The organism is Sphaerotilus montanus (assembly GCF_013410775.1).
GTDB lineage: Bacteria > Pseudomonadota > Gammaproteobacteria > Burkholderiales > Burkholderiaceae_C > Sphaerotilus > Sphaerotilus montanus.
In genome coordinates this window covers 933,413-959,804 of the sequence record NZ_JACCFH010000001.1, presented here as the reverse complement: position 1 = coordinate 959,804, position 26,392 = coordinate 933,413, and the positions used below count along the sequence as shown (strand labels likewise).

General features: G+C 69.7%; 26 protein-coding genes. 17 read left to right on the top strand and 9 right to left on the bottom strand.

The window, feature by feature from the left end; genetic code table 11:
• The first annotated feature begins 2 nt into the window (after positions 1-2).
• The 10 genes from rpsI (at position 3) to BDD16_RS04185 (ending at position 6,257) form a co-directional block, all read left to right on the top strand.
• The gene (rpsI, locus tag BDD16_RS04230; protein WP_179632796.1) at positions 3-395 is read left to right on the top strand and encodes a 30S ribosomal protein S9; all 393 of its coding nucleotides are present in this window, start codon (positions 3-5) and stop codon (positions 393-395) included.
• A gap of 216 nt (positions 396-611) precedes the next feature.
• On the top strand, positions 612-1,259 hold the full coding sequence (locus BDD16_RS04225; protein ID WP_310732838.1) for a DUF6776 family protein: 648 nt from the start codon (positions 612-614) through the stop codon (positions 1,257-1,259).
• Positions 1,260-1,329: 70 nt separating this feature from the next.
• On the top strand, positions 1,330-1,764 hold the full coding sequence (locus BDD16_RS04220) for a bactofilin family protein (protein ID WP_179632795.1): 435 nt from the start codon (positions 1,330-1,332) through the stop codon (positions 1,762-1,764).
• A gap of 35 nt (positions 1,765-1,799) precedes the next feature.
• The gene (gene erpA, locus BDD16_RS04215) at positions 1,800-2,174 is read left to right on the top strand and encodes an iron-sulfur cluster insertion protein ErpA (RefSeq protein ID WP_179632794.1); all 375 of its coding nucleotides are present in this window, start codon (positions 1,800-1,802) and stop codon (positions 2,172-2,174) included.
• Positions 2,175-2,339: 165 nt separating this feature from the next.
• Entirely contained in the window at positions 2,340-3,188 is an 849-nt protein-coding gene (locus BDD16_RS04210) for an ABC transporter ATP-binding protein (protein WP_179632793.1), read from the top strand.
• Positions 3,185-3,973 (top strand): lipid asymmetry maintenance ABC transporter permease subunit MlaE, encoded by a 789-nt coding sequence (mlaE, locus tag BDD16_RS04205; protein WP_179632792.1) that lies wholly within the window; start codon positions 3,185-3,187, stop codon positions 3,971-3,973. The genes BDD16_RS04210 and mlaE overlap by 4 nt, the downstream gene beginning before the upstream one ends.
• A 42-nt stretch (positions 3,974-4,015) precedes the next feature.
• On the top strand, positions 4,016-4,498 hold the full coding sequence (gene mlaD / locus BDD16_RS04200) for an outer membrane lipid asymmetry maintenance protein MlaD (protein WP_179632791.1): 483 nt from the start codon (positions 4,016-4,018) through the stop codon (positions 4,496-4,498).
• Positions 4,495-5,244: an MlaA family lipoprotein gene (locus tag BDD16_RS04195; protein ID WP_179632790.1), complete on the top strand. Its 750-nt coding sequence runs from the start codon at positions 4,495-4,497 to the stop codon at positions 5,242-5,244. The genes mlaD and BDD16_RS04195 overlap by 4 nt, the downstream gene beginning before the upstream one ends.
• A gap of 69 nt (positions 5,245-5,313) precedes the next feature.
• The gene (locus BDD16_RS04190; protein ID WP_179632789.1) at positions 5,314-5,934 is read left to right on the top strand and encodes an MlaC/ttg2D family ABC transporter substrate-binding protein; all 621 of its coding nucleotides are present in this window, start codon (positions 5,314-5,316) and stop codon (positions 5,932-5,934) included.
• A 14-nt stretch (positions 5,935-5,948) separates the two neighbouring features.
• A complete protein-coding gene (locus BDD16_RS04185; RefSeq protein WP_246332462.1) occupies positions 5,949-6,257 on the top strand; it encodes an STAS domain-containing protein in 309 nt (102 codons plus the stop codon).
• Here the strand turns inward: BDD16_RS04185 and BDD16_RS04180 are convergent.
• Positions 6,242-7,093, bottom strand: a complete 852-nt coding sequence (locus tag BDD16_RS04180) for a MurR/RpiR family transcriptional regulator (protein WP_179635985.1) — start codon at positions 7,091-7,093, stop codon at positions 6,242-6,244. The two genes, BDD16_RS04185 and BDD16_RS04180, sit on opposite strands and share 16 nt — an antisense overlap.
• Before the next feature lie 34 nt (positions 7,094-7,127).
• Positions 7,128-8,585, bottom strand: a complete 1,458-nt coding sequence (zwf, locus tag BDD16_RS04175) for a glucose-6-phosphate dehydrogenase (protein WP_179632788.1) — start codon at positions 8,583-8,585, stop codon at positions 7,128-7,130.
• A 213-nt stretch (positions 8,586-8,798) separates the two neighbouring features.
• Here zwf and tal point away from each other — a divergent pair, with 213 nt between their 5' ends.
• Positions 8,799-9,746 carry a transaldolase gene (tal, locus tag BDD16_RS04170; RefSeq protein ID WP_179632787.1) on the top strand — a complete coding sequence of 316 codons (948 nt, stop codon included), beginning with the start codon at positions 8,799-8,801 and terminating at the stop codon, positions 9,744-9,746.
• A 34-nt stretch (positions 9,747-9,780) separates the two neighbouring features.
• The gene (pgi, locus tag BDD16_RS04165; RefSeq protein WP_179632786.1) at positions 9,781-11,430 is read left to right on the top strand and encodes a glucose-6-phosphate isomerase; all 1,650 of its coding nucleotides are present in this window, start codon (positions 9,781-9,783) and stop codon (positions 11,428-11,430) included.
• Between the two features lie 2 nt (positions 11,431-11,432).
• Here pgi and BDD16_RS04160 read toward each other — a convergent pair whose 3' ends face one another.
• The 4 genes from BDD16_RS04160 to ssb form a co-directional block, all read right to left on the bottom strand.
• Entirely contained in the window at positions 11,433-12,404 is a 972-nt protein-coding gene (locus BDD16_RS04160) for a helix-turn-helix domain-containing protein (RefSeq protein WP_179632785.1), read from the bottom strand.
• A gap of 25 nt (positions 12,405-12,429) precedes the next feature.
• The gene (locus tag BDD16_RS04155; RefSeq protein WP_179632784.1) at positions 12,430-13,002 is read right to left on the bottom strand and encodes a cysteine hydrolase family protein; all 573 of its coding nucleotides are present in this window, start codon (positions 13,000-13,002) and stop codon (positions 12,430-12,432) included.
• 100 nt (positions 13,003-13,102) lie between these two features.
• Positions 13,103-14,287: a M20 aminoacylase family protein gene (locus tag BDD16_RS04150; RefSeq protein ID WP_179632783.1), complete on the bottom strand. Its 1,185-nt coding sequence runs from the start codon at positions 14,285-14,287 to the stop codon at positions 13,103-13,105.
• A 51-nt stretch (positions 14,288-14,338) separates the two neighbouring features.
• Positions 14,339-14,887 carry a single-stranded DNA-binding protein gene (gene ssb, locus BDD16_RS04145; RefSeq protein WP_179632782.1) on the bottom strand — a complete coding sequence of 183 codons (549 nt, stop codon included), beginning with the start codon at positions 14,885-14,887 and terminating at the stop codon, positions 14,339-14,341.
• Positions 14,888-15,015: 128 nt separating this feature from the next.
• On the opposite strand from ssb, the gene BDD16_RS04140 reads away from it, so the two are divergent.
• The 3 genes from BDD16_RS04140 (at position 15,016) to BDD16_RS04130 (ending at position 19,757) form a co-directional block, all read left to right on the top strand.
• Positions 15,016-16,377, top strand: coding sequence for a chloride channel protein (locus BDD16_RS04140; protein WP_179632781.1), 1,362 nt, complete (start codon positions 15,016-15,018; stop codon positions 16,375-16,377).
• Between the two features lie 40 nt (positions 16,378-16,417).
• Complete coding sequence (gene recQ, locus BDD16_RS04135; protein ID WP_179632780.1) at positions 16,418-18,340, top strand: DNA helicase RecQ; 1,923 nt, start codon at positions 16,418-16,420, stop codon at positions 18,338-18,340.
• A 151-nt stretch (positions 18,341-18,491) separates the two neighbouring features.
• Complete coding sequence (locus BDD16_RS04130; protein ID WP_179632779.1) at positions 18,492-19,757, top strand: carboxylate--amine ligase; 1,266 nt, start codon at positions 18,492-18,494, stop codon at positions 19,755-19,757.
• Positions 19,758-19,787: 30 nt separating this feature from the next.
• Here the strand turns inward: BDD16_RS04130 and BDD16_RS04125 are convergent, their stop codons facing one another.
• The 3 genes from BDD16_RS04125 to BDD16_RS04115 form a co-directional block, all read right to left on the bottom strand.
• Complete coding sequence (locus BDD16_RS04125) at positions 19,788-20,132, bottom strand: hypothetical protein (protein WP_179632778.1); 345 nt, start codon at positions 20,130-20,132, stop codon at positions 19,788-19,790.
• Between the two features lie 22 nt (positions 20,133-20,154).
• Complete coding sequence (locus tag BDD16_RS04120) at positions 20,155-20,565, bottom strand: Ig-like domain-containing protein (protein WP_179632777.1); 411 nt, start codon at positions 20,563-20,565, stop codon at positions 20,155-20,157.
• Positions 20,566-20,626: 61 nt separating this feature from the next.
• A complete protein-coding gene (locus tag BDD16_RS04115) occupies positions 20,627-22,489 on the bottom strand; it encodes a PHA/PHB synthase family protein (protein WP_179632776.1) in 1,863 nt (620 codons plus the stop codon).
• Positions 22,490-22,642: 153 nt separating this feature from the next.
• Here BDD16_RS04115 and BDD16_RS04110 point away from each other — a divergent pair, with 153 nt between their 5' ends.
• Together BDD16_RS04110 and BDD16_RS04105 are read left to right on the top strand one after the other, a co-directional pair.
• Positions 22,643-24,706 (top strand): phosphate transport regulator, encoded by a 2,064-nt coding sequence (locus BDD16_RS04110; RefSeq protein ID WP_179632775.1) that lies wholly within the window; start codon positions 22,643-22,645, stop codon positions 24,704-24,706.
• A gap of 13 nt (positions 24,707-24,719) precedes the next feature.
• Entirely contained in the window at positions 24,720-26,387 is a 1,668-nt protein-coding gene (locus BDD16_RS04105; RefSeq protein ID WP_179632774.1) for a PEP/pyruvate-binding domain-containing protein, read from the top strand.
• Positions 26,388-26,392 lie beyond the last annotated feature (5 nt).

Below are 26,392 nucleotides of genomic sequence, written 5' to 3'. Positions count from 1 at the left end.
TCATGATTGGTGATTGGAACTATGGCACGGGCCGTCGCAAGTCGTCGGTCGCACGTGTCTTCATCAAGAAGGGCTCCGGCCTGATCACGGTCAACGGCAAGTCGGTCGAAGAGTACTTCGGCCGCCAGACCTCGATCATGATCGTCAAGCAGCCGCTGTTCCTGACCAACAATGTCGAAACCTTCGACATCAAGGTCAACGTGCATGGCGGCGGCGAGTCCGGTCAGGCTGGTGCGGTGCGTCACGGTGTGACCCGCGCGCTGATCGACTATGACGCGACGCTCAAGCCCGAACTGAGCCACGCCGGCTTCGTGACGCGCGATGCGCGTGAAGTCGAGCGGAAGAAGGTCGGTCTGCACGGCGCACGTCGCAGGAAGCAGTTCAGCAAGCGCTGATCGAATTTCCGATCTCGGCGATTCAAAGGACGCGACGGCGTCCCGCGAACAAGGGTCACCTCAGGGTGGCCCTTTTTGTTGGTGTATCGTGCGGAAAGTGTGTCACTTTCCACAAAGGATGCGTCAGCTCGTATCGAGGCTGCTCAAGCTATGCGATGGAAACTTCTGCGCCGACGCTGGTCGGTGAGTGCGCCGCGGGTCACGGTTCGCAGCCGGATGCCGTGGCCGCTGCGCTGGCTGCTGCTGGCCTTGATGATGGGGTGCTCGGCGGCGCTGGCGCTGTGGGCGTTCGAGTTCGGCAAGGAGATCACCGGGCTGGACCACGATGCCCGGACCGAACTGGTGAGCCTGCGTGAAGAGATCTCGCGTCTGCGCGAGGAGCACGATCGGGCCGTGTCGGTGGCCAACACGGCCGACAGCCTGCTCAAGGCAGCGCAGGCTACCCAGGAAAGTCTCGCTGCCAGGGTGAAGTCGCTGGAGGCCGAAAACCTCGCGATGACACGCGATCTGGGATTCTTCGAAAAGCTCATGCCGTCGCGTGATGATGGCAAGCCACTGGCCGTGCGCGGCCTGCAGGCCAGGATCGACGGTTCGGGTCGGTTGCGTTATCTGGCGCTGCTGATGCAGGCGGTCGGTCGGTCGGGCGAGATCAAGGGCCGTTACGACCTGACGGTCACCGGTACCCAGGAGGGGCGCCCCTGGGTGCAGACCGTGACCAAGGCCAGTCAGTCATTTGAAATGAAACAGTACCAGCGCCTGGAGGGCGTGGTCGATCTGCCGCCAGGGGTCGTGGTAAAACAGCTGGAAATCAAGGTTCTGGATGCGGCAGGAAAGCTGCAGGCGTCCGAAGTCGCCCGGATGTGAACCTTGTCGTCGTCGGTCACGACCCTCTTCGCCATTGCGGCAAACCACTTTTCATTCAGGACAACATTCCATGTTCGGCTCCAAGAAACAGCCCGCCATCCGCAGCCTGATCGGTGAAGGTACCGTGATCCAGGGAACCTTGCGGTTCAGTGACGGGCTGCGGATCGATGGCGAGATCCAGGGTGACGTGGTCGCCAGCGCCAATGACACCAGCATCCTCGTGATCAGCGAGAAAGCCAAGGTCACCGGCACGGTCAAGGCGGGGCATGTCATCATCAACGGGACAGTCATCGGCCCGGTCGAATCCAACCACCTGCTGGAGTTGCAGCCCAAGGCACACATCCAGGGTGATGTCGTCTACGAGGCACTCGAAATGCACCAGGGTGCTACCATCGAAGGCGCTTTGCACCGCATCTCCTCCGGGGGGGCCGGCAAGAGCGCCGGATCGGCTGCGCTGGAGGACAAGCCTTCTCTGAAGCTGCTGGCCACGGGCAATGACAAGTAATTGATCCACTGCAAGAACGCTAACCGGAGTCGCCCATGAGCGCCGTCGCCGACATCATCGACACCCCTGAATTCGACATGCCCGCCCCGATCATCTTCACCGACAGCGCTGCTGCCAAGGTGGCCGATCTGGTCGCGGAAGAGGGCAATCCTGATCTCAAGCTGCGCGTGTTCGTGCAGGGTGGGGGCTGTTCAGGCTTCCAGTACGGATTCACGTTCGACGAGATCGTGAACGACGACGACACCGAGATGCACAAGAATGGTGTGACGCTGCTGATCGACGCGATGAGTCTGCAGTACCTGACGGGTGCCAAGATCGACTACAAGGAAGATCTGCAGGGTTCCCAGTTCGTCATCCAGAACCCCAACGCCACCACGACGTGTGGTTGCGGATCGAGTTTCTCGACCTGATCGGGCACGGCTTGCCGTACACAGGGCCGCCCTCGGGCGGCTTTGTCATTTTTGTGCAGTCGGTGCGGATCAACGCTTCTTCAAACCGATCTCCGTGCTTTCCCCTATCATCGACGGCAGTGCCGCGGGTTCCCGCGGATTGAACCTGCCGCTCGCGCCTCGCCCGTGCCACCTGTCTCGAACCCCGCACCCTCTGTCGCCGCTTCTGTCTCGCCGCTTGTCGAGTTGCGTGGCGTGACCTGTGGTTATGGTGACCGCATCATCCTGAAGGATGTGAACCTGACGGTGCCGAGAGGGTCGGTCGTGGCGTTCATGGGCACGTCGGGTGGCGGCAAGACGACCGTGCTGCGCCTGATCGGCCGCCAGCTGGGCGTGATGTCGGGTCAGGTGCTGTTCGACGGCACCGATGTCGCCGGCCTCGACCGCGCCGGTCTGATGGCGATGCGCCGGCGCATGGGCATGCTGTTCCAGTTCGGGGCCCTGTTCACCGACCTGTCGGTGTTCGACAACGTGGCGTTTCCGCTGCGCGAGCACACCGACCTGACCGAGACCATGGTGCGCGATCTGGTGCTGATGAAGCTCAACGCCGTCGGCCTGCGTGGTGCGCGCGACCTGCTGCCCAGCCAGATCTCCGGCGGCATGAGCCGGCGTGTGGCGCTGGCCCGGGCGATTGCCCTCGACCCGGACCTGATCATGTACGACGAACCCTTCGCCGGGCTCGATCCGATCTCGATGGGTGTGGCGGCCCGCCTGATCCGCGAACTGAACGATGCGCTGGGCGTGACCAGCATCGTCGTGTCGCACGACGTGGACGAGACCTTCTCGATCGCCGACCACGTGGTGTTCATTGCCAATGGCGGCATCGCAGCCCAGGGCACGCCAGACGAATTGCGCAAGACCGACGATCCGCTGGTGCGGCAGTTCGTCGATGCCGCGCCGGACGGTCCGGTGCGCTTCCACTATCCCGCCACCTCGGTCGGCGAAGACTTCGGCTTGCGTGGAGGTGAACGATGAGCGGCATCGCGGACATGCTGTCGGCGATCGGGCAGTCGGTGCGCGGCAGCCTGACCGACATCGGCGAGGCCACCCGCCTGATGGGGCGCCTGGTGGCCCTGATGCCCGCGGCGCTGGCCCGGTTCCGGCTGGTGGCGGACCAGATCTTCTTTCTGGGCAATTACTCGCTGGCCATCATCTCGGTGTCCGGGCTGTTCGTCGGCTTCGTGCTCGGGCTGCAGGGCTATTACACGCTGCAGCGCTATGGTTCGTCCGAGGCGCTCGGGCTGCTGGTGGCGCTGTCGCTGGTGCGGGAACTGGGCCCGGTGGTGACCGCGCTGCTCTTTGCCGGTCGGGCCGGCACGGCACTCACGGCCGAGATCGGCCTGATGAAGTCGGGCGAGCAACTCGCCGCGATGGAAATGATGGCCGTCGATCCCGTGCTGCGGGTGCTCGCACCGCGCTTCATCGGGGGCCTGATCGCCATGCCGCTGCTGGCGGCGGTGTTCAGCGCCGTGGGCATCACCGGTGGCTGGCTGGTGGGCGTGATGCTGATCGGGGTCGATTCCGGGGCATTCTGGTCGCAGATGCAGAGTGGGGTCGATGTCTTCAAGGACGTCGGCAACGGCGTCATCAAGAGCATGGTCTTCGGGCTGACGGTGACCTTCGTGGCGCTGTTGCAGGGCTATTTCTGCCAGCCGACCCCCGAAGGCGTGGCGCGTGCGACGACCCGCACGGTGGTGATGTCCTCGCTGGCCGTGCTGGGTCTGGACTTCGTGCTCACCGCGCTGATGTTCTCGATCTGAAGTTCCAGGACTGAATCCGAATTCGTAGCAGAGGAAAACAACATGCAGAAATCCCGTCATGACCTCTGGGTGGGCCTGTTCGTGGTGATTGGCGCAGCAGCTCTGCTGTTCCTGGCGCTCAAGGCTGGCAACCTGCTGAGCCTGTCGTTCGAACCGGTGTACCGGGTGTCCGCACGCTTCGACAACATCGGGGGCCTGAAGGCCCGCGCGGCGGTCAAGAGTGCCGGTGTCGTGGTCGGCCGGGTCACGCGCATCAGCTTCGATGACAAGTCCTTCCAGGCGACCGTCGAGATGGAGATGGAGCAGCGCTTCGCCTTCCCCAAGGACAGCTCCGTCAAGATCCTCACCGCCGGTCTGCTCGGCGAGCAGTACCTGGGCATCGAGCCCGGGGCTTCCGACAAGACGCTGCTGGCGGGCGATGTGATCACGCAGACGCAGTCGGCGGTGGTGCTGGAGACGCTGATCAGCCAGTTCCTGTTCAACAAGGCGGCCGATGCGAGCAACGCACCGGCCGGCAAGCCATGAGGCGGTCATTGTCGGCGCTGCTGTGCAGCGTGGTGTTGCTGGCGGGGTGCGCCACGGCGCAGCGTCCTGACCCGCTGGAGCCGATGAACCGCAAGGTGTTCGCCTTCAACGAGGCGGTCGACAAGGCGGTGCTCAAGCCGGCCGCGCAGGTCTACGAGGCGGTGCTGCCGTCGCCGGTGCAACTGGTGGTGTCGAATTTCTTCGGCAATGTCCGGGACGCCTGGTCGGCCGTGAACCTGTTCCTGCAAGGGCGGATCGCGGATGGCTTCAGCGACGTGATGCGCTTCGGCACGAACACCGTGTTCGGCTTCGGCGGCGTGATGGATGTCGCCACGGAACTCGGCTTCGAGCGCCACGGCGAGGACTTCGGTCAGACGCTCGGGCGCTGGGGTGTGCCCACTGGTGCCTACATCGTCTGGCCGATCCTCGGCCCGTCCACGGTACGCGACTCGATCGGGTTGCCGGTGGACATGAAAGCGTCCCCTGAAGCCCTGGTGTCGGTCTCGCTGACCCGCAACACGATGACCGGTCTCCGCCTGGTCAGCACCCGGGCGGGGCTGTTGTCGGCCACCAAGCTGATCGACGAGATCGCCCTGGACAAGTACGCCTTCGTGCGCAATGCGTATCTGCAGCGCCGCCGCAGCCTTGTCTACGATGGCAATCCACCGGATGAAGAAGAAGTCGATCCGATGACCGCCCCCGCTGCGGATCCGGCCGCCTCCGCGCCGGCCCCGACCAGCCGGTGACAACCGGACAGATCCCCGAAACGTTGAAGACCGACCGTCCGGCTCCGGATGGTTGCTGAAAGGACATTCATGTTGAACAAACGCTGGACCTCGCTGATCGCCACCGCCGCACTGGTGCTGGCCACGGCCGTCGCCCACGCCCAGACCGCACCGGACGCCTGGATCAAGCAGATCTCGGGCGAGGTGATCGAAACCGTCAAGTCCGACAAGGCCATCCAGGCGGGGGACACCAAGAAGATCATGACGCTGGTGGATGCCAAGATCCTGCCCAACGTCAACTTCCTGCGCATGACCTCGTCCGCGGTCGGTCGCTACTGGCGCCAGGCCACGCCCGAGCAGCAGGCCCGTCTGCAGGAAGAGTTCAAGACGCTGCTGGTGCGCACCTATGCAGGGGCCCTGACGCAGGTGAAGGACCAGTCGGTCGAACTCAAGCCGCTGCGCGCCCGCCCGGAAGACACCGAGGTGCTGGTGCGCTCCGAGGTCAAGGGCAAGGGCGAGCCGATCCAGCTCGACTACCGCGTGGAGAAGACCGGCGACAGCTGGAAGATCTACGACGTGAACGTGCTGGGGGTCTGGCTGGTCGAGACCTACCGGGCCAGCTTCGCGCAGGAGATCTCGGCCTCGGGCATCGATGGCCTGATCACCAAGCTCGCCGAGAAGAACAAGGCCGCGGCTGCGGCCAAGAGCTGAGTCCGGACGCAGTCATGCCGGCGATGCAACTGCCTGCCCGCATCACCGTCCGGGAGGCCAGCGCCGCGGTCCGGACGCTGGCCTCGGAACTTGCGCGCCAGCCGGCGGGTGCCGTGGTCGATGTCGATGCGAGCGGACTGCAGCAGTTCGATTCGAGCGCGCTGGCGGTGCTGGTCGACCTGCACCGCCAGGCGGCGGCCGGCGGGCGTTCGCTGCACATCGACGGACTGCCGCGGCGGCTGGGTGAACTGGCCCGCGTCTACGGTGTGGCCGACCTCGTCTCGTCGGGTCGGCAACCCGGCGGGGGTCAGGGCGCTGCGTAGCGCTTGGCGCGCAGGTTCTTCTTGATCTCCTGCAGCATCGGCCGCAGTTCCGGGCCGAGCCGCAGCGCTACACCCGTCGTCAGGATGTCGATCACCGTCAGGTGCAGCAGGCGGCTGACCATCGGGCTGTAGCGGTCGTAGTCCTCGGGGTGGTCCACGCTCAGCAGGATCTGCGCCTGGTGCGCCAGCGGCGAGCCGCTGGCGGTGATGACGATGGTGGTCGCCCCCTTGCGGCGCGCGATCTCCAGCGCGTCGAGCAGGTCGCGGCTGCGGCCTGAATTCGAGATCACCACCACGCAGTCGCCTGGCCCGACCATGGTCGCCGCCATCACCTGCACGTGCGCGTCGTTGTAGGCGACCGCATGCACGCCCAGGCGAAAGAACTTGTGCTCCGCATCGTGCGCCACGATGCCGGAGTTGCCGACGCCGTAGAACTCGATGCGCTGCTTCTTGCGCGCGGCCTCTGTCAGTGCCTCGATGGCCCGGTCGAAGGCGTGTGCGGTGGCGTCGTTGCGGTACTTCAGCAGGGCGCTGACCGCGTTGTCGATCACCTTGACGACCAGATCGGCGGGCTTGTCGTCCTCGTCGACGGAACGGTGGACAAAGGGCACGCCCTCGTTGACCGTGCCGGCCAGCTTGAGCTTGAAGTCGGCCAGCCCGTCATAGCCGATGCTGCGGCAGAAGCGCACCACCGTCGGCTTGCTGACGTGCGAGCGCTCGGCCAGCTCGGCCACCGGCAGGCTGGCGAAGCTGCGCGCATCCGCCAGCACGAGTTTGCCCACACGCTGTTCGGCAGGCGAGAGGGCCGGCAGCGAAGCGCGGATGCGGTCCAGCATCGGGGGCAGCAAGGACGATGACGGGGTGTTCACTTCACTGTTCCTCGCTCCAGGTGTTGCCGTCGCGGGCGACCAGGGCGCTGGCTGCCGCCGGTCCCCAGCTGCCAGCCGCGTAGCCGCGCGGGCCTTCGCCGCCGCCGCTGCTTTCGCGCGACCAGGCGTCCAGCACCGGCTCCACCCAGCGCCAGGCCTGCTCCTGCTCATCGCTGCGCACGAACAGGTTCAGCCGGCCGGCGATCGCGTCCAGGAGCAGGCGCTCGTAGGCACCGACCCGCTCGGCGGCAAAGGCCTTGTCGAAGTCCAGGTCCAGCGACACCGGGGCGAGCGAGTCGCTCGTGCCGCTGCCCTTGGCCGCCAGCAGGTGCAGCTCCAGCCCGTCTTCCGGCTGCAGCTTGATCACCAGCTTGTTGGCCCGCTGCGAGCCCGGGAAGATCGGGTGCGGCACCGGCCGGAAGTTCACGACGATCTGCGCGTCGCGCGCCGCCAGGCGCTTGCCGGTGCGCAGGTAGAACGGCACCCCCGCCCAGCGCCAGTTCTGCACCTCGGTGCGCAGCGCGACGAAGGTCTCGCAGTGGCTGCCCTCGGGCACCTTGACTTCCTGCTGGTAGCCCGGCACCGCCTGGCCACCGACATTGCCGGCGCGGTACTGGCCGCGGATCACGTCACGCGCCACCGACTCCGGCGTGAAGGGCTTGAGCGACTTCAGGACTTTCAGCTTCTCGTCGCGGATCGCGTCGGCGTCGCTGGTCGAAGGTGGCTCCATCGCGATCATCGTCAGCAGCTGCAGCGCGTGGTTCTGGACCATGTCGCGCAGCGCGCCGGTGCGGTCGTAGAAATCGCCGCGGGTGCCCACGCCCAGCGACTCCGCCAGCGTGATCTGGATGTTGGCGATGCTCTCGCGGCGCCACAGCGGCTCGAACAGCGCATTGCCGAAGCGCAGCGCCATCAGGTTCTGCACGCTCGGCTTGCCCAGGTAGTGGTCGATGCGGAAGGCCTGCTGCTCGGCGAAGACCGAGCGCACGACGCGGTTGATCTCCTGCGCGCTCTTCAGGTCGTGGCCCAGCGGCTTCTCCAGCACGACGCGGATGTGCGGTGCGTTCAGGCCTGCGGCGCCGAGCTGTTCGCAGATCACCGGGAACAGGTGCGGGCTGGTCGCCAGGTAGAGCACGGCGGTGTCGGCGCCGCGGGCGTCGATCCACTGCTTGAGCCCGTTGTAGTCCTCGGGGTGCGACAGGTCCATGCGCCGGTAGTGCAGCAGCTCGGCGAAGCGGGCGAACTCGTCGTCGGTCGGGCGCTTGGAGCTTTCGACCTCGCTGAAACGCTCCTTGATGAAGGCGCGGTAGTCGTCGTCGCTGCGTTCATCGCGGGCCACGGCGAGGATGCGCCCCCCGGCCGGCAGCTTGCCATGGCGGAATGCCTGGAACAGCGCGGGCATCAGTTTGCGCCACGTCAGGTCGCCGGTGCCACCGAAGAAGACAAGATCGAAGGACATGCAGGGCCTCGGAAAGAGAAGGAGGTTGGTTCAGGGTGTGTAACCCAGTTTCACAAAAGATGATGCACCAGTTTCTTTGGAAGGTCAATCGTGCGGCGCCGCACGGCCGCGTAACCGGCTTGTCCGCGACAGGCCGCGGTCTCGGGTTCTAATTGCGGATCGCCGCGAACCGGCTCGCCACCCCCTCGATTCACCTCGAAACGACCCAACGCCATGCACCAGCTCGACCAACTCAAGCAATTCACCACCGTTGTCGCCGACACGGGCAACTTCAAGCAGCTCGCGCAGTTCGCGCCGCAGGACGCGACGACCAATCCCTCGCTCATCCTCAAGGCCGTGCAGCAGCCCGACTACGCGCCGCTGCTGGCCGAGACGGTCGCCGCGCACCGTGGCCTGCCGCTGGACGAAGTGGTCGACCAGGTGCTGGTGCGCTTCGGGCTGGAGATCCTGAAGGTGGTGCCGGGCCGCGTGTCGACCGAAGTCGATGCCCGCCTGAGCTTCGACACCGCCGCCACGGTTGCCCGCGCGCACCGCCTGATCGCGCTGTATGAAGCCGCCGGCATCCCGCGCGAGCGCGTGCTGATCAAGATCGCCTCGACCTGGGAAGGCATCCAGGCCGCGCGCATCCTGGAGCGCGAAGGCATCCACTGCAACCTGACGCTGCTGTTCGCGTTCTGCCAGGCGGTGGCCTGCGGTGAGGCCGGCGTGCAACTGATCTCGCCGTTCGTCGGCCGGATCTACGACTGGTACAAGAAGTCGGCCGGCGCGAAGTGGGACGAGGCCGCGATGGCGGGTGCCAATGACCCGGGCGTGCAGTCGGTGGCCCAGATCTACACCTACTACAAGAAGTTCGGTATCCCGACCGAGGTGATGGGCGCCAGCTTCCGCAACGTCGGCCAGATCGTGGCGCTGGCTGGCTGCGACCTGCTGACGATCAGCCCGGACCTGCTGGCGCAGCTGCAGGCCAGCGAGGCGCCGATCGTGCGTGCGCAGGATCCGGCCGCGGCCAAGGATGCGCCGGTCCACGCCGTGTCGTACAACGAAGCCTCGTTCCGCTACGCCCTCAACGAGGACGCGATGGCCACCGAGAAGCTCGCCGAAGGCATCCGCGGCTTCGCCGTCGATGCTGGCAAGCTCGACCAGATGATCCTGTCGCTGTAAACCACCCGCCCGCTGCTCGACCGAGGAAACCACCATGCAAGCTCCGCGTTGTGACCAGACCGCCGCCTGGACCGCGCTGACCGCGCAGTTCGCCCAGAGCGGCCGCCGCTTCGATCTGCGCCCCGCCTTCGCCGACGACGCCACGCGCGCCGAAGCGTTCTCGCTGAGCGCCCCGGAAGTGTTCGCTGACCTGTCGAAGAACCACTGGGACGCCGAGACCCGCGGCCTGCTGCTGGCGCTGGCCCGCGAATGCCAGATCGAGCAGCGGCGCGACGCGATGCTGGCCGGCGAGCCGATCAACCACACCGAAGGTCGCGCCGTGCTGCACACCGCGCTGCGCGCCCCGCGCGGTGCGGCGCCGTTCAGCGACGAGGTGCATGAAGTCCTCGACCGGCTGCTGGCCTACGTCGAGCAGGTGCGCGACACGGCCACCAGCGGCATCCGCCACGTCGTCAACATCGGCATCGGCGGTTCGGACCTCGGCCCGCAGATGGTCGTGCCGGCGCTGGATGCGTTTGCACACCGCGGGCTGCAGCTGCACTTCGTCTCCAACGTCGACGGCCACGACATCGTGCCGGTGCTGCGTGGGCTGGACCCGCGCGAGACGCTGGTCATCGTCGCCTCCAAGACCTTCACGACGCAGGAGACGATGGCCAACGCCGAAGTCGCCCGCGCGTGGTTCCTGGCCGGCTACGGCGAGGGCGGCGAGGCGGCGATCGCGAAGCACTTCGCGGCGACCACGACGAACGTGGCCGCGGCGGCGAAGTTCGGCATCACGACGACCTTCGGCTTCTGGGACTGGGTGGGCGGGCGCTACTCGCTGTGGAGCGCGATCGGGCTGCCGATTGCGCTGGCAATCGGCGCGGAGAACTTCCGCGCGCTGCTGGCCGGCGCGCACGCGATGGATTGTCATTTCGCCGAAGCACCGCTGGAAGCCAACCTGCCGATCCAGCTCGGCCTGCTCGACGTCTGGTACCGCAACTTCCACGGCTACACCAGCCGCTCGGTCGCGCCCTACCACCAAGGCCTGCGCCGGCTGCCGGCCTACCTGCAGCAGCTGGAGATGGAGTCCAACGGCAAGTGCGTGGACCTCGACGGCCAGCCGCTGCCCTTCGGCACCTCGCCGGTCGTCTGGGGCGAAGCCGGCACCAACGGCCAGCACGCCTACTTCCAGATGCTGCACCAGGGCACGGACGTGATCCCGGTCGAGTTCATCGCCGTGAAGACGCCGTGCTACGACGCGGCGGGCGGCACGGGCCTGCCCGACAGCGTGCGCGCCGGTCTGGCCGACCAGCACCACAAGCTGCTCGCCAACTGCCTCGCGCAGAGCCAGGCGCTGATGCTCGGCAAGTCCACCGAAGACGCGATGGGCGAGACGGCGCCGACCGCGTCGAAGTCGCTGGACGCGCTGACCATCGCCCGCCACCGCACCTTCCCCGGCAACCGCCCGAGCACGACGCTGGTGCTCGATCGGCTGACCCCGGCGGCGATGGGCGCGCTGATCGCGCTGTACGAACACCGCGTGTTCACCAGCGGCGCGCTGTGGCGCATCAACAGCTTCGACCAGTGGGGCGTGGAGCTGGGCAAGGCGCTGTGCAGCCAGTTGCTGCCGCGATTTGCCACGGGCGACACGGACGGGCTGGACGGCTCGACGGCGGCGCTGCTGCAGCGGTTGCTGGGCTGAACTCAGCGCGACGGGCGCTTGCCGAGCGCCTGTCGCATCTGCCGCGGGGTCGAGAACCCGGCCAGGGCCAGCGCTTCCCGTTCGGTTTTTCCCTGCGCCAGCGCCTGCCCGGCCAGCGCCGCGCGCACCTGCTCGACATAGCCCCGCGGTGACACCCCGGTGTGCAGCCGGAACAGCCGCGCCAGATGCCGCTCGGTGACATGCGCCGCCGCCGCCATGCGCGCGCTGTCCCACGGTTCGGCGGGCGCGGCGCAGACGGCGTCCTGCACGCGGTGGACCGCCGGGTGCAGGTGGTCGCGGTGGGCCAGCAGCGCCGAGACCTGCGGCGCCTGCACACCGCGCCGCGCGAACACCACCATCACCTGCGCTACCGCGGCGGCGATCACCTCGCCGCACACCTGCGCCACGCCGTGCAGCGCCAGATCGATGCCGGCCGTGACGCCCGCGCTGGTCAGCACGGCGCCGTCCTCGACGAAGACGCGGTTGGCCTGCACGCGGGCTGTCGGGGCGAGGGCCTGCAGGTCGTCGAGCAGCTCGTGGTGGGTCGTCACCTGCCGTCCGGCGAGCAGGCCGGCGTCTGCGGCCAGCAGGGCGCCGCTGCACACCGTCAGCAGTCGCACCCCGTCCGGTGCCTCGCCGGGCGCAGCGAGCCGTGGCGCCACGGTCTGCGCCAGCCAGTGCCGTGCGTCCATCCATTCCGCGCCGTGTCCGACCACCTCGCAGGCGTCTCCCGGCCGGCCGAGCAGCACGACCCAGGTCGGTCGCACGAACGCCGCTGGCAGCGGCTCCAGCCTCGCCAGCAGCAATCCGACGGACGAGTCGGCCTGCGTCTGCGGCCCCGCGTAGCGCAGGCGAAATGCCTCGGGCAGACCGCGTCGACGCAGCGCCTGGTTGGCGAGCCGGAACGCTTCCGCCGGACCGGCGATGTCCAGCAGCAGCGTGTCGGGCAGGACGAGGAAGAGGATGTCGATCATGTCGGTGGTGGGCCGACAGTGTGCGTCAGGCCAGCACCTCGTCCACGGTGCGGATCGTGGCGAAGCGCCCGGCCAGCACGGTCTCGGTCCGCTCGCGGATCTGGGCGGCGGTCAACGTGGCGCCGGCTGGCGTCGTCATCTCGAAGGTCAGCGTCGCCTCGGTCACGTAGTCGACCGCCCAGCCCTCGTCGCTGGCGTGGCGCGTGGTCGTCTCGCAGCACTGCTCCGTGCGGATGCCCGCGACGATCAGCCGCTGCACGCCGTGTGCATGCAGCCACACGCCCAGCCCGGTACCGACGAGGGCGCTGTGGCGGTGCTTGTCGATGCGCAGCGCGGCGTCGAACGGGGCGAGGCCGTCGATCGGGCGGATCAGGCCGCTGGTGGGCGCGAAGGGGTTGTCGGGCGTGTCCGGGCCGTCGGTGTGGAAGACCTGCACGACCGGGATGCCGCGTGCTGCGCAGCCGGCGACGAGGCGGTTCGTCGCGGCGAGCCAGGCGGGGACGTCGGCCTCGCTCCAGTAGGGGCGGGCGCGGAAGGACTGCTGGACATCGATCAGGAGGAGGGCGGTCGGGTGGTGCGGGGTGTCGATTCGGGACATGGCAGGCTCCTTGGCGAGGGCGGTGGGATGGCTGCCATCGTCGCCTGTACCCGCGGTCCTGTCTGGTCTGAACCAGACCGGATGCGACGCAAAACGGACATCAGTCCTGTGCCAGCCACCGCCGCGCCAGCGCCACCCACAGCGCCGCTCCCTGCGGAATCAGCCCGTCGTTGAAGTCGTAGTTCGGGTTGTGCAGATTGCAGGGGCCGAGTCCGTGCCCGTGCGCGCGGTGGTCGCCGTCGCCATTGCCGATGACGAAATAGGCCCCCGCCTTGGCCTGCAGGAAGAAGCTGAAATCCTCCGCGCCCATCGTCGGCTCGAATTCATGGGTGCGTGCGTCGCCCGCCACGGCGCGCATCGCCTCGCGGACGAACTCGGCCTCGGCGCGGTGGTTGATCGTCGGCGGGTAGTTGCGGTGGAACTCGAACTGCACCGTCGCGCCAAACGCCGCCGCCGTGTGCGTGGCGATCTCGCGCATCCGGCGTTCGATCAGGTCCAGCACGTCGAGCGTGAACGTGCGCACCGTGCCCTGGATCTCGCAGTGGTCGGGCACGACGTTGGTGGCCTCGCCGGCGTGGATCATCGTCACCGAGATGACGGCAGCGTCGGTCGGCTTCTTGTTGCGCGTCACGATGGTCTGGAAGGCCTGCACCATCTGGCAGGCCACCGGCACCGGATCGATCCCGTTGTGCGGCAGCGCGGCGTGCGAGCCCTTGCCGGTGAGGGTGATCCTGAACTCGTTGCTCGACGCCATCGTCGGGCCGCTGCAGACGGCGAAGTCCCCGGCGCGCATGCCCGGCCAGTTGTGCATGCCGAAGATCGCGTCCATCGGGAACTGCGTGAACAGGCCGTCGGCGATCATCTCGCGGGCGCCACCGCCGCCTTCTTCTGCTGGCTGGAAGACGAGGTAGACGGTGCCGGCGAAGGTGTCACGCTGCTGGACCAGCTGCTGCGCGGCGGCCAGCAGCATCGCGACGTGGCCGTCGTGGCCGCACGCGTGCATCTTGCCGGCGTGGCGGCTGGCGTGGGCGAAGGTGTTGTGCTCGGTCATCGGCAGCGCGTCCATGTCGGCGCGCAGGCCGAGGGCGCGGGACGACTCGCCGGCCGTGCCCTGGACGATGCCGACCACGCCCGTCGTCCCCAGGCCGCGGTGGACCGGGATGTCCCAGCCGGCGAGGGTCCGGGCGATCAGGTCGGCGGTGCGGACTTCCTCGAAGCAGAGTTCGGGGTGGGCGTGGATGTCGCGGCGGATCGCGACGAGGGGGGAGAGGTCGGGGGCGTTCATGGCGTCGGACTCGCGGGTGCGTGTCAGGCCATCTTAGCCCCCGAAGGGGCCTCAGAACGGAATGTCGTCGTCCATGTCGTCGAACCCTGTCGATGACTTGGGCGCTGGCGCCGGTGCCGGCCGCGGCGCGGGTGCCCGTGGCGGTGCGGCCGGACGGGGCGCTGCTGCGCGCGGAGCCGGGGCCGGCGAATAACCGCCACCGCCGCCCATGTCGTCGCCGTAGTCGCTGCCGCCACCGCCACCGCCGCTGCGACCACCGCCGTCCTCACGCCCGCCCAGCAACTGCATGGTTTCGCCGACGATCTCGGTGGTGTAGCGGTCGTTGCCGTCCTTGTCCTGCCACTTGCGGGTCTTCAGGCGGCCTTCGATGTAGACCGGGCGGCCCTTCTTCAGGTATTCGCCTGCGATCTCGGCCTGGCGGTCGTACATGACCACCGAGTGCCATTCGGTTTCTTCGACGCGTTCGCCGCTGTCCTTGCTCTTCCAGTTGCGCGTGGTGGCGACGCGCAGGCTGCAGATGGCCGAGCCGCTGGGGGTGTAGCGCATTTCCGGGTCGCGCCCGAGGTTGCCGAGGATGATGACTTTGTTGACGGAGGCCATGGCCGCTCGCTCCTGTGGGTGCTGTGCTGTCCGGCGGCGGGACGCAGAGGTCCGGGCCGGAATGTGTGACAAGTTGGGGGACAATTGTGCCGCACAGGGCGCCGACGGCGCTCTCCCTCTGACTGGTGATGCCACCCCCCGACCGAACCCCTCCCTGGCAGGCGCTGCGCGAGGCCGTGCTGCACAGCCGCCCCTGGATCGACCGCGCCGTCGTGCTGACCTATGCCGTGCTGACCGGGCTGGTCGTGGTCGGCTTCACGCTGCTGACGGAACTGGCGACCGACACCCACCTGCAACTGCGCGGCAGCGGCTGGTTCGGCGCCGGGCTGGCGCTGGTCTGGACGCCGCTGCTGACGGTGGCGGTGCTGATGTGGACCCGTCGCTACGCCCCCGAGGCAGCCGGCTCGGGCATCCCGCAGGTGATCGCCGCGCTGCACGACGACATTGCGCCCGGACGCGCCTCGGCTCTGGTGTCACTGCGGCTGGCGCTGCACAAGGTGGTGCTGACGAGCGCGGGCCTGCTGGCCGGGTTGTCGATCGGCCGCGAGGGGCCGACGGTGCAGGTCGGCGCGGGCGTGATGCAGCATGCGCGGCGCTGGCTGTCGCCTGCCAGCGGCATCGACGCGCACGACCTGATGGTGGCCGGTGCCGCCGCGGGCGTGGCCGCCGCGTTCAACACGCCGCTGGGCGGCATCGTCTTCGCCATCGAGCAGCTCACCCGCCGCCGCGACCTGCAGCACAGCAACCTCACGATCGCCGCCATCGTGCTGGCTGGCCTGGTGTCGATCTCGGTATTCGGCAACCAGAGCTATTTTGGCGCGCTGGTCGTGCCGCGGCTGGACTGGTCGCTGCTCGGTCCTGGCGTCGCGGTGGCGCTGGCGTCGGGGCTGGCGGGCGGGTTGTTCGCGCGGCTGCTGGTGGTCTGCGCGCAGGGCGGTGACCGGATCAGCCAATGGCGCGGACGGTTTCCGCTGCGCTTCGCCGCGGCGTGCGGGCTGGCGGTGGCGGTGATCGGGCTGGTGACCGGCGGCGCCACGGCCGGCGCGGGCTACCACCCGACCCGCGCCTTGCTCGAACACGGCGAGGACGGCCTGCCGCCGCTCTACACGCTGCTGAAGTTCGTGGCGACCTGGCTGTCGGCGTGGAGCGGCGTGCCGGCGGGCGTGTTCGCGCCCTCGCTGGCGATCGGCGCCGGGGTGGGGCACGACGTGGCGCGGCTGGTCGGACTGGCCGGACGTCCCGAGGCGGTGGCGCTGGTGGCGCTCGGCATGGTGGGCTTCCTGTCGGCCTCGACCCAGGGGCCGATCACCGCCTTCATCATCGTGATGGAGATGGTCTCCGGGCAGGCGATGGTGCTGAGCCTGATGGCCTGCGCGCTGCTGTCGAGCGGGGTGGCGCGGCTGGTGAGTCCGTCGATGTACGTCGAGCTGGCGGTGCGCTGGGGCATGCCGGTGGCGGGGCCGGGCCGGGCGTCTCCCCAATCAGGGTGAGAGCGCGCCGGGGTGGTGCTCGCGTACCATCGCTTCACCCATGAACACCCCCGTCACCCTCCCCGCCGCCACCGCCGTCGCCCGCCAGGTCCTCGCCGAAGTCTTCGGCTACGCTGCCTTCCGCGGCCAGCAGCAGGCCATCGTCGAGCAGCTCATCGGCGGCGGCGACGCGCTGGTGCTGATGCCGACCGGCGGCGGAAAAAGCCTGTGCTACCAGATCCCCGCCATCGTCCGCCACCGCGCGGGGCAGGGCGTCGCGGTGGTCGTCAGCCCGCTGATCGCGCTGATGCAGGACCAGGTCGGCGCGCTCGACGAGGTCGGCGTCGAGGCCGCGTTCCTCAACTCCACGCTCACGCCGCAGCAGGCCGCCTCGGTCGAGCAGGGTCTGCTGTCGGGTCGGCTGACCATGCTCTACGCCGCGCCGGAGCGGCTGCTGACCCCGCGCTTCCTCGCGATGCTGGAGTCGCTGCACGAGCGCGGCCAGCTCTCGCTGTTCGCCATCGACGAGGCGCACTGCGTCAGCCAGTGGGGCCACGATTTCCGCGAGGAATACCTGGGGCTGTCGGCGCTGCACGAGCGTTTCCCCGACGTGCCACGCATCGCCTTGACCGCGACCGCCGACGACCACACCCGCGCCGACATCGTCGAGCGGCTGCAGCTGCAGGACGCCAAGCTCTTCATCAGCAGCTTCGACCGCCCGAACATCCGCTACACCATCGTCGAGCGCGACAACGCCCGCACGCAGCTGCTGCGTTTCCTGCGCGACGAGCACGAGGGCGACGCGGGTGTCGTCTACTGCGGCAGCCGCAAGAAGGTGGAAGAGACGGCGGCGTGGCTGCAGGACGAGGGCATTCCCGCGCTGCCGTACCACGCCGGTCTGGACGCCGGGGTGCGCAAGCGCCACCAGGACCGCTTCCTGCGCGAGGAAGGGCTGGTGATGGTGGCGACCATCGCGTTCGGCATGGGCATCGACAAGCCGGACGTGCGCTTCGTGGCCCACCTCGACCTGCCCAAGAACATCGAAGGCTATTACCAGGAGACCGGCCGCGGCGGGCGGGATGGCGCGCCGGCCGATGCCTGGATGACCTACGGGCTGGCCGACGTGGTGAACCAGCGCCGCATGATCGACGAGAGCCCTGCTGGCGACGACTTCAAGCGGGTGCAGCGCGGCAAGCTCGACGCGCTGCTGGCGCTGGCCGAGGCGCACGACTGCCGGCGCGTGCGGCTGCTGGCCTACTTCGGCGAAGACAGCCAGCCCTGCGGCAACTGCGACAACTGCCTGCACCCGCCCGTCACCTGGGACAGCACCGACGCGGCGCGCAAGGCGCTGTCGTGCATCTACCGCTTCGCCCAGCATGGCCGCGAGCACCACGGCGCGCGCAGCTTCGGTGTCGCCTACCTGATCGACGTGCTGCGCGGCAAGCGCACCGAGAAGGTCGAGCAGTACGGACACGCCTCCCTGAGCACCTTCGGCATCGGCGCCGACCTGAGCGAGCAGCAGTGGCGCGCGGTGCTGCGGCAGCTGGTGGCGCTCGGGCATGTCGTGACGGAGGGCGAGTACGGCACGCTGGCGCTGACCGACACGGCGCGCACGGTGCTGCGCGGCGACGTGCAGCTGCGCATGCGCACGCCGGCCGAAGCGCCACGCCGCAGCCGCTCGCGCACCCGCGGCGGCGCTGCGGCAGGCACCGACGCCGCACCGCGCGGACCCAAGGTGGCGCCAGCGGATCTGGACGAACGGCAGATTGCCTGCTTCGAGGCATTGCGCCAGTGGCGCGCCGACGTGGCGCGCGAGCACAACCTGCCCGCCTACGTCGTCTTCCACGACGCGACACTGGCCGAGATGGCGCGCCGCCAGCCCGCGTCGCTGGCGGAGTTGGGCGGCATCAGCGGGGTCGGGGCGAAGAAGCTGGAGGCCTACGGGACGGCCTTGCTGCAGGTGCTGGAGGAGGGGAAAGCGTGAATTTCCGGCAAGTCTGCACCCCCTTGAATCGGGGTCATCGTTGGTATCAATTGGTTCAATTGCAGTAGAAAGACGGCTGTTTTCCACGTGATTGCAAAGTCGATTCGTGCCCATGTCCAGCCGCTCCAGACCGTCGCTTCCGCCTGCTGTGGTGCTGTCCTGTCAAGGCGCGCCTGAAGCCGACCTGAACCTTGTCCGTGCGCTCGGCGAGCAGGGTGTGCCGGTGATCGTGGTCGCCGAAGAGGCGCAGCCGCCGTCCCGCTACTCCCGCCACGTCGTCGCCTTCCACCATGCGCCCGGCTTCACCCGCGAGCCCGCCCGGCTGCAGGCGGTGCTGGTGGCACTGCAGGCCGAACACGGGGCGCTGCTGCCCGTGTTCCCCTCGGCCGATCCGGACCTGACGGCGCTGCTGGCGCTGGAGGACCCACTGGCCTCGGTGTGCCGCAGCATCACGACGCCGACCGGGGTGGCGCGCCTGCTGATGGACAAGAGCGCCTTCGGAGTGGAGGCGGAGCGGCTCGGCCTGCCCGTGCCGCGCACCTTCAGTCCGCGCACGCTGGTGGCCGCCGAAGCGCTGAGCCGGGTGGTCGACTACCCCGTCATCCTCAAGCCTGCGCATCCGGTCGCCTGGAAGTACCCCGATGTGGAACCCGCTGTGGCGCGAGCCAAGGCCCTGCTGGTGGACGAGCCGCGGGAGCTGATGCGGCTGTGCTGCATGCTCGCGCCACACGGGCTGGAGGTGCTGCTGCAGGAGTACATCCCCGGCCGCGACGAGGCGCACTACAGCGTGCACGTCTACATCGATCCCGATGGCTGCGCCCGGGCCAGCTACACCGCGCGCAAGTGGCGCACCTTCCCGATCCACGCCGGCAGTGGTTGCCATGTCGAGAGCGTGCACCGGCCGGCGCTGGAGGCCGAGGCGATCGGGATCCTGCAGACGCTGGGCTTCCGCGGCATCGCGAACATGAACTTCAAGCGCCACGCCCGCACCGGCCGCTACCTGCTCATCGAGATCAACCCGCGCATCAGCCAGACCAGCATCCTCGCCGCGCGGGCGGGCGTGAACCTCCCGTGGCTGGCTTACCGCACGGCCTGCGACCTGCCACCGCTGCCAGCGCCGCAGCGGCGCTTCGGCCTGCGCTACCTGAACGCCGGGCTGGACTTCCACGCCTTCCGCGCCTACCGCCGCGCGAAGGAGTGGCGCTGGGGCGAGTACCTGAAGACCGTGCTGCGGCCGGGACTGGTCTACCAGTACGCCAGTGCGCGCGACCCGGGGCCGGTCCTGCATCTGGTGCGGAGCTGGTGGTCGCGCTGCTGGTCGAAGTCGGTGCCACCGCTGCGCCGCGCCGCGCCCGAGGGCCACGCGCGCCCAGGGCCGGTCGGCGATCTGCCGGGCATGGCGGACCGGCCGAGCTGACCGGGCCGACCGGACCAACCAGGCAGCGCGCTACTTGCGGAGTTCGCTCACGGCACCGCTGGCCGCGGCGCCGACGGCCTGCGCGCCCTGGCGCGTGGCGGCCCAGGCACCGACCGCGGCGTCCTTCACCGTGCGGCCGATCTCGCGTCCGGTCTGACCGGCGGCTGCGCCGACTTCGCGGGCGCCGTGGGCCACGGACGCGCCCGCCTCCTTCGCATCCCGGGCCACCACCTGGCCCGTGGCGCGGGCCTGTTCGGTCATGCCCGGACCGGACGGATCCTGGGCGCAGCCGGCGCAGATCGACAGCAACAGCAGCGCGGCCGCCACGAAGGGCGTCTGCAGGGAACGAGCGTGCCGGGAGGGGTTCGGATTCAAGGGGAATGCCTTTCGATTCGGGTCAGCGTTGCAGCACCACGCTCACCCACGCACTGTCGGTGACCTGTCCGGCGTCATCGACCGACCGCGCCAGGTAACGCACCGCGCCGATGGGACTGTCCGGCAGGACGGTGTCCCAGGCGTAGGGCAGGAAGGTGTCCGTGCCCAGGCGCACGACGGCACCGTTCGGCTCGACCCGGTAGAACTCGACCCGCGCCACGGCGTAGTCGTCGCTCGCCGCTGCCGACAGCCGCACCGGATCGCCGACCCGCGCCGCGGTCACGCTGGTCACCAGGCTGACGCTCGGGGGCAGGTCGTCGTAGCCGCCGCCTTCCCAGCCCAGGTAGATGCCGCCGCCACAACCAGCCAGCACGGCGGTGCTCAGGACCAGCGCCAGCGCGGCGCCACGCAGGGGAGAAGGCAGGTGGAACATGCGGCCGCATGCTACGCCGTGGTCTGCCGGCGGGCAATCCGGCTGGCTGAACGCCCTGCCGTCAGTCGGCGTACCGGGTCTGCACGTAGTCGCCCGGTGCGGCGGCGAGGGCCGTGGCCGGGTCGATCACCCGGGCCGGCACCGTGCCGCGGCTGTGTGCGACCAGCCAGTCGTTCCACGCCGTCCACCACGAGCCGTCGCGGCGCTCGGCGGTGGCCTGCCAGTCCTCGGGGCTCTGCCACGGGTCGGTGGCGGCGGTGACGTGCAGGGCGTAGTGGCGGTGCGGGTGGCCGGGTTCGCTGACGATGCCCGCGTTGTGGCCGCCGCTGGTCAGCACGAAGGTGACCTCGGTCTCGGACAGGCGCAGCAGCTTGTAGACCGATTTCCACGGCGAGACGTGGTCCGTTTCCGTGCCGACGGCAAAGACCGGCACCCGGACATCGGACAGCGACACCGGGGTTCCCTCGACGAGGTAACGTCCCTCGGCCAGTTCGTTGCGCAGGTAGCAGCGGCGCAGGTACTCGCTGTGCATGCGCGCCGGCATGCGGGTCACGTCGGCATTCCAGGCCATCAGGTCGTTGGGCCGGGTGCGCTCGCCGAACAGGTATTCATGCATCTTGGTCGACCAGACCAGATCGCGGGCGTGCAGGAACTGGAACGATCCCGCCATCTGCTGCCCGGTCAGGAAGCCCCGGTCGGCCATCACCGCTTCGAGCAGCTGCACCTGGGATTCGTCGATCAGCGCGCCCATCTCGCCCGGCTCGGTGAAGTCGGTTTCCGAGGCCAGCAGCGTGACGCTGGCCAGCGGCGCCTGCTGCGGCGCGCTGGCGACCTGCTGCGGGCGGGCCAGCGCGGCGGCGGCCATCGACAGCAGCGTGCCGCCCAGGCAGTAGCCGCAGGCGTGCACGGGGTGGTCGGGGACCAGCTCGCGGATGCGGGCCAGGCTGTCGAACACGCCCCACTGCAGGTAGTCGTTCAGGCCGATGCCGGCATCGCTCCGGTCCGGATTCTTCCAGCTCAGGATGAAGACGGTGTGGCCCTGGCCGACCAGCCAGCGCACCAGCGAGTGTTCCGGGCGCAGGTCGAGGATGTAGTACTTCATGATCCACGACGGCACGATGAAGACCGGCGCGGCCTGCACCACGTCGGTGGCGGGCGCGTACTGGATCAGCTCGACCAGCCGGTTGCGCATCACCACCGCACCGGGCGTGATCGCCACCTCGGTGCCGGGGCGGTAGCTGTGTTCGGGCAGCGCCAGGGGCTGCAGGCCGTGCTGCAGGCGCCAGTCGTCCGCGGCGTTCTGCGCGCCCTCGATCAGATTGGCACCGAGGCGCTCCCGGGTCACCTGGAGCACTTCGGGATTGAACGGCAGGTTGCTCGGGCTGAGCGTGTCGAGCCACTGGCGCGCCATCGTGCGCACGACCTCGCTGTGGTGGCGCGTCAGGCCGGGCAGCTGGGTGGCGTCGTCCCACCATTGCACGCTCTGCTGGTAGGCCTGCACGACACCCGGCCACGGCCACTGCTGCCACGCCGGACTGGCGAAGCGGGCGTCCGGCGCTGCGGCGCTGCCGTCGGGCGTGCAGCCGCCACTTGCGCAGTGCCCCAGCCACTCGATCACGCCGGCCTGCGCCTGTGCGGCGAGCCGCAGCCGCTGACCCGGCTGGCTCATCAGGTGCTGCGCCCAGTCCTGCCAGGCCAGGGACAGCGAGATCGGCGACAGGCCGCTGGTCAGCGCTGCGGCGCGGGCGTGGACCAGCTGGTCGAAGGCTGCGGCGGCTTCGGCCGGCGTCGGGCCGGCTGGTGCAGCGGGGCGGGTGCTGGTGGAGGCGGGTTCAGGCAACGATCGGGTGGCTTGCAGCACGGGGTGTCCTGTCGCGGCAGTGGGTACAGCGCCGATTGAACCGCGTTGCCGTGTCCGCAGCATGGTGCTCGCGCACCTTGCTTGAGCGACGTCAACACCGGGTGTTCTGGCCGGATCCGCGTCACGCACCGGTCACGGACGCTGCCCAGACTGGTCCGCGCAAGACCGGCTGGCGTCCAGCTCCGCCGCACAACGCCTTTCAGGGGAACCACGTCCATGGACAAGCAAGCTGCTGTCGCATCACTCGGCCAGACCTCCCTCCTGCGGCCCGCCTGGGTGCAGGCGGCGCTGGCCGCCAACGACCGGCTCAAGGTGGCGCTGACCCTGCTGCAGGCGGCCGCAGCCCATGCGTGCAAGCCGGCTGCACCGTTGCAGGACCTGCGCGCCGAGTGCGCCGCGGCCGACCTGAAGGGCCGCTGGCTCGACGAACTCCAGGCCGGCGCGACGCTGCAGGGCGAGGACCTCCTGCTGCCCGAGGCGGGGCGGCTGGCGGCGCTGCTCCACGAGGCCCTGACCACCATGGCCCGCCCGGTCACGGGCCTGCCCGGTGAAGTGGACGACACCACCGATGCCGAGGTCACCGCCCTGCGCCAGCGCCGCGACCACTGGTTGCAGAACCTGGCCCGATGGAAGGCGGACTGCGAACACGGCCGCGCCGCGCTCGGCTCCGACCACCTGCGCGCGCTGACCCACGGCCACCGCGGCAAGCGCGGCCAGCCCGCCGACGACAGCCTGCACCTGCTGGTGATGGACCTGCACAAGGCGCTGAACCGCCTCTCGGCCACGCTGGCCAGCGAGGTGATCGACGGCGCCCACGCCTGGCAGATCGGCCCGCAGGACCGCCCACGCATCGCCGCCTTCATGCGCGGTCTCGGCCGCACCCGCGCCCTCAAGCTCGACCACCCCGGCCTCGACACCGCCGCGACCCGTGACGGCCCGCACCTGCTGATCCAGAACGACATCGGCACCAACGACGCGCATGTGCTGGTGGTCCAGGTGGTCGACGGCGAGACCGTCGACGGTGTCGCCGCGACCCCCGGCATCCGCCTGACCTACTCCGACCTGCACAAGCCGCGCTTCGCCTTCTTCCAGGCGCGGCTGGCGGAGCTGGGCGCACAGTGGTCGGCGCCGCAATCGCAGGTCCGCGCCGATCTCAACGAGGGCGCGGCCTACCAGCTCGGCACGGCCACCTTCACCTGCGCCGACGAGGCCGCGCTCGCGCTGGCGCTGGAGGGCATCGGCGCCCGCATCGTCTTCCTGATCGACTGGAACCGCGCCCGCAAGCGCCTGCAGGCCTTCGTGGCCAAGCCGCTGGCGGTCGAGGTGCTGCGCGAGGCGGCGCAGCGCGAGGTCGGCCACCGCGCCTGGCTGGAGGCGGGCGGCGAGCAGCTCGTCTTCGACGCCATGCAGGATCTTGGCCCCGGTGCCTTCCGCATCGGCGACCGGCTGGACGCCGTGCTCGGCGAGGCGGCGGCGCAGGCCTTCCTGGTGGACGTGCTGGCGCTGGCCTGGCGGGCCCGCACCGCCCACCAGCCCGCCGCGCTGGTGGCCGACGAGACCCGGCTGCTGCTGACCCGGCACATGCAGCAGCACCGCACCGAGTTCGATCTGCTGACCGAGCACGCCGCCTGGGTGCAGACCCTGGCCGAGGCGGTCCACGAGGCGCTGGCCGATGGCACGGTCGATGGTGGCGACGAACGCACCGAGGCCGCCGCCCGGCTGGGGGCACGGGCCAAGACCTGGGAACGCCAGGCCGACCACCTCGTCATGCGGGCACGCACCCAGGCCGAGCGGCTGCCGCGCTGGCGTTCGGTCGTCGCGCTGATGGAGCTGGCCGACGATGTGGCCGATGCGCTGGAGGAGGCCGCCTTCCTCATCTCGCTGCTGGCCGAGCAGCGCAGCGGACACAGCCGCAAGCTCCTGCATGGCGAGGTCCGCGCTGCGCTGCAGGCGCTGGCCGAGACGGTGCTCGGTGCCACGCAGGACCATGTGCGGGCGCTCGCCATCCTCTGCGGGCTGGGGCAGGGCAGCGACGCGACCGACCAGGACGCCTTCGTCGCCGCGACCTGGCGTGTGCTGCAGGCCGAGCGGCGCTGCGACGAACTGCTGCGCGAGGCCCGCCGCGCGCTGTGCCGCCATGTGCCGGAGCCGGCGGTGCTGATGCTGGCCAGCGACCTGGCCGCCAGCCTGGAGCTGGCCTCCGACCGGCTGCTCACGCTGGAGTACCGCCTGCGCGATCTGGCCTTCCGCCGGGTCGAGTCCCCCAGCGTGCTGGGCTGAACCGGAGTTCGCCATGCCCGCCACACCTGTCATCCCTCCTGTCCCTGTCCCTGCATCCCCGCTGCCGCCGGAGGTCTACACCTTCGGCACCGCCGATGCCAGCCGCGCCGACACGCTCGGCCCCGCACAACTCGGTTTCAAGGCCTGGAACCTGCTGCGCATGGCCGAACTCGGCCTGCCGGTGCCGCCGGGGCTGGTGCTCGGCACCGCGTGGTGCCAGGCCGCGGCCGCTGCACGCACGCCCGCGGTGTGGCGCGAGGCGCTGGCCCGGCTCGAACAGGCCAGCGGGCTGCGCTTCGGCGACGCCCGCCAGCCGTTGCTCGTGTCGGTGCGCTCGGGCGCGCCGGTCTCGATGCCGGGGATGATGCAGACCCTGCTCGACATCGGCCTGTGCGAGACGACCCTGCCCGGTTTCCTGCGCCAGACCGGCCACCCACGCCTGGTCTGGGACGCCTACCGCCGCCTGGTCGCCACCTACGGGGAAACCGTGGCCAGGCTGGATGGTGAGCTGTTCGAGGCCGAGCTGCGCACGCTCGCCGGCCACCGCGACGAGCGCGACCTCGATTTCTCGGAGCTGCGCACCCTGACCCGGCGCTACCTCGCGCTCTACCGCGAACACGCCGGCCAGCCCTTTCCGCAAGATCCGCAGGTCCAGCTCGCCGGGGCGATCGAGGCCGTGTTCGCCTCGTGGCAGTCGCCGCAGGCGCAGGCCTACCGGGCGATGCACGGCATTGATGCCACGGTCGGCACGGCGGTCACCGTCCAGCAGATGGTGTTCGGCAATGCCGGGGGCGTCTCCGGCGCGGGCGTCGGCTTCACGCGCGACCCGACCAGCGGCGAGCCGGTGCCCTGGGTCGATTTCCTGCTCCACGCCCAGGGCGAGGACGTCGTCTCCGGCCGCCGCCGCGCACACGGCCACCAGGGTCTGGCGGAGCGTGCGCCCGCGGTGTGGCAGCAGTTGCTCGCGGCGACCCGGCGGGTCGAGGCGGCGCTGGGCGACATGCAGGACTTCGAGTTCACGGTCCAGGACGGCCGGCTCTACCTGCTGCAGACCCGCACCGGCAAGCGCAGCGCCCGCGCCGCCGTGCGCATCGCGCTGGATCTGGTGGAGGAGGGCGTGCTCAGCGCCGCCCAGGCCGCCGCGCGGCTCGGGCCGGTCGATGCGGCCGCCTGCGGCTGGACCCGGATCGTGGCGGCCATGCCCGGGGCGACCAATGCTGCCGCGGAGCCACTGGCCCGCGCCGCCAGCGCCCAGGCGGGTGTCGCCAGCGGCGAGATCGCGCTGGACGAGGCCCGCGTGCGCGAGCGCCGGGCTGCGGGCGTGCCGGTGCTGCTGCTGCGCCGCGATGCTGAAACGCGCGACCTCGCCGCGCTGGAGCTGGCCGGCGGGTTGCTGACCAGCCGCGGCGCCCGCACCGCGCATGCGGCGGTGGTCGCCCGCCAGCTGGGCAAGGTCTGTCTGGTCGGCTGCGAGGCGCTGCAGATCGACGAGGCCACCCGCACGGTGTGCCTCGGTGAACGCAGCTTCCGCGAAGGCGAGGTGCTCACGCTCGACGGCAACGACGGCGCGGTCTACGCCGGCGATGTCCGCACCGAGACCGTCACCGACGCCGATCTGCTGGCGCGCTGGCGGCGGCTCGGTGCGGCCCGGACCGCTGCCGGCATCGGCCCGTCGGCCTGAGTCGG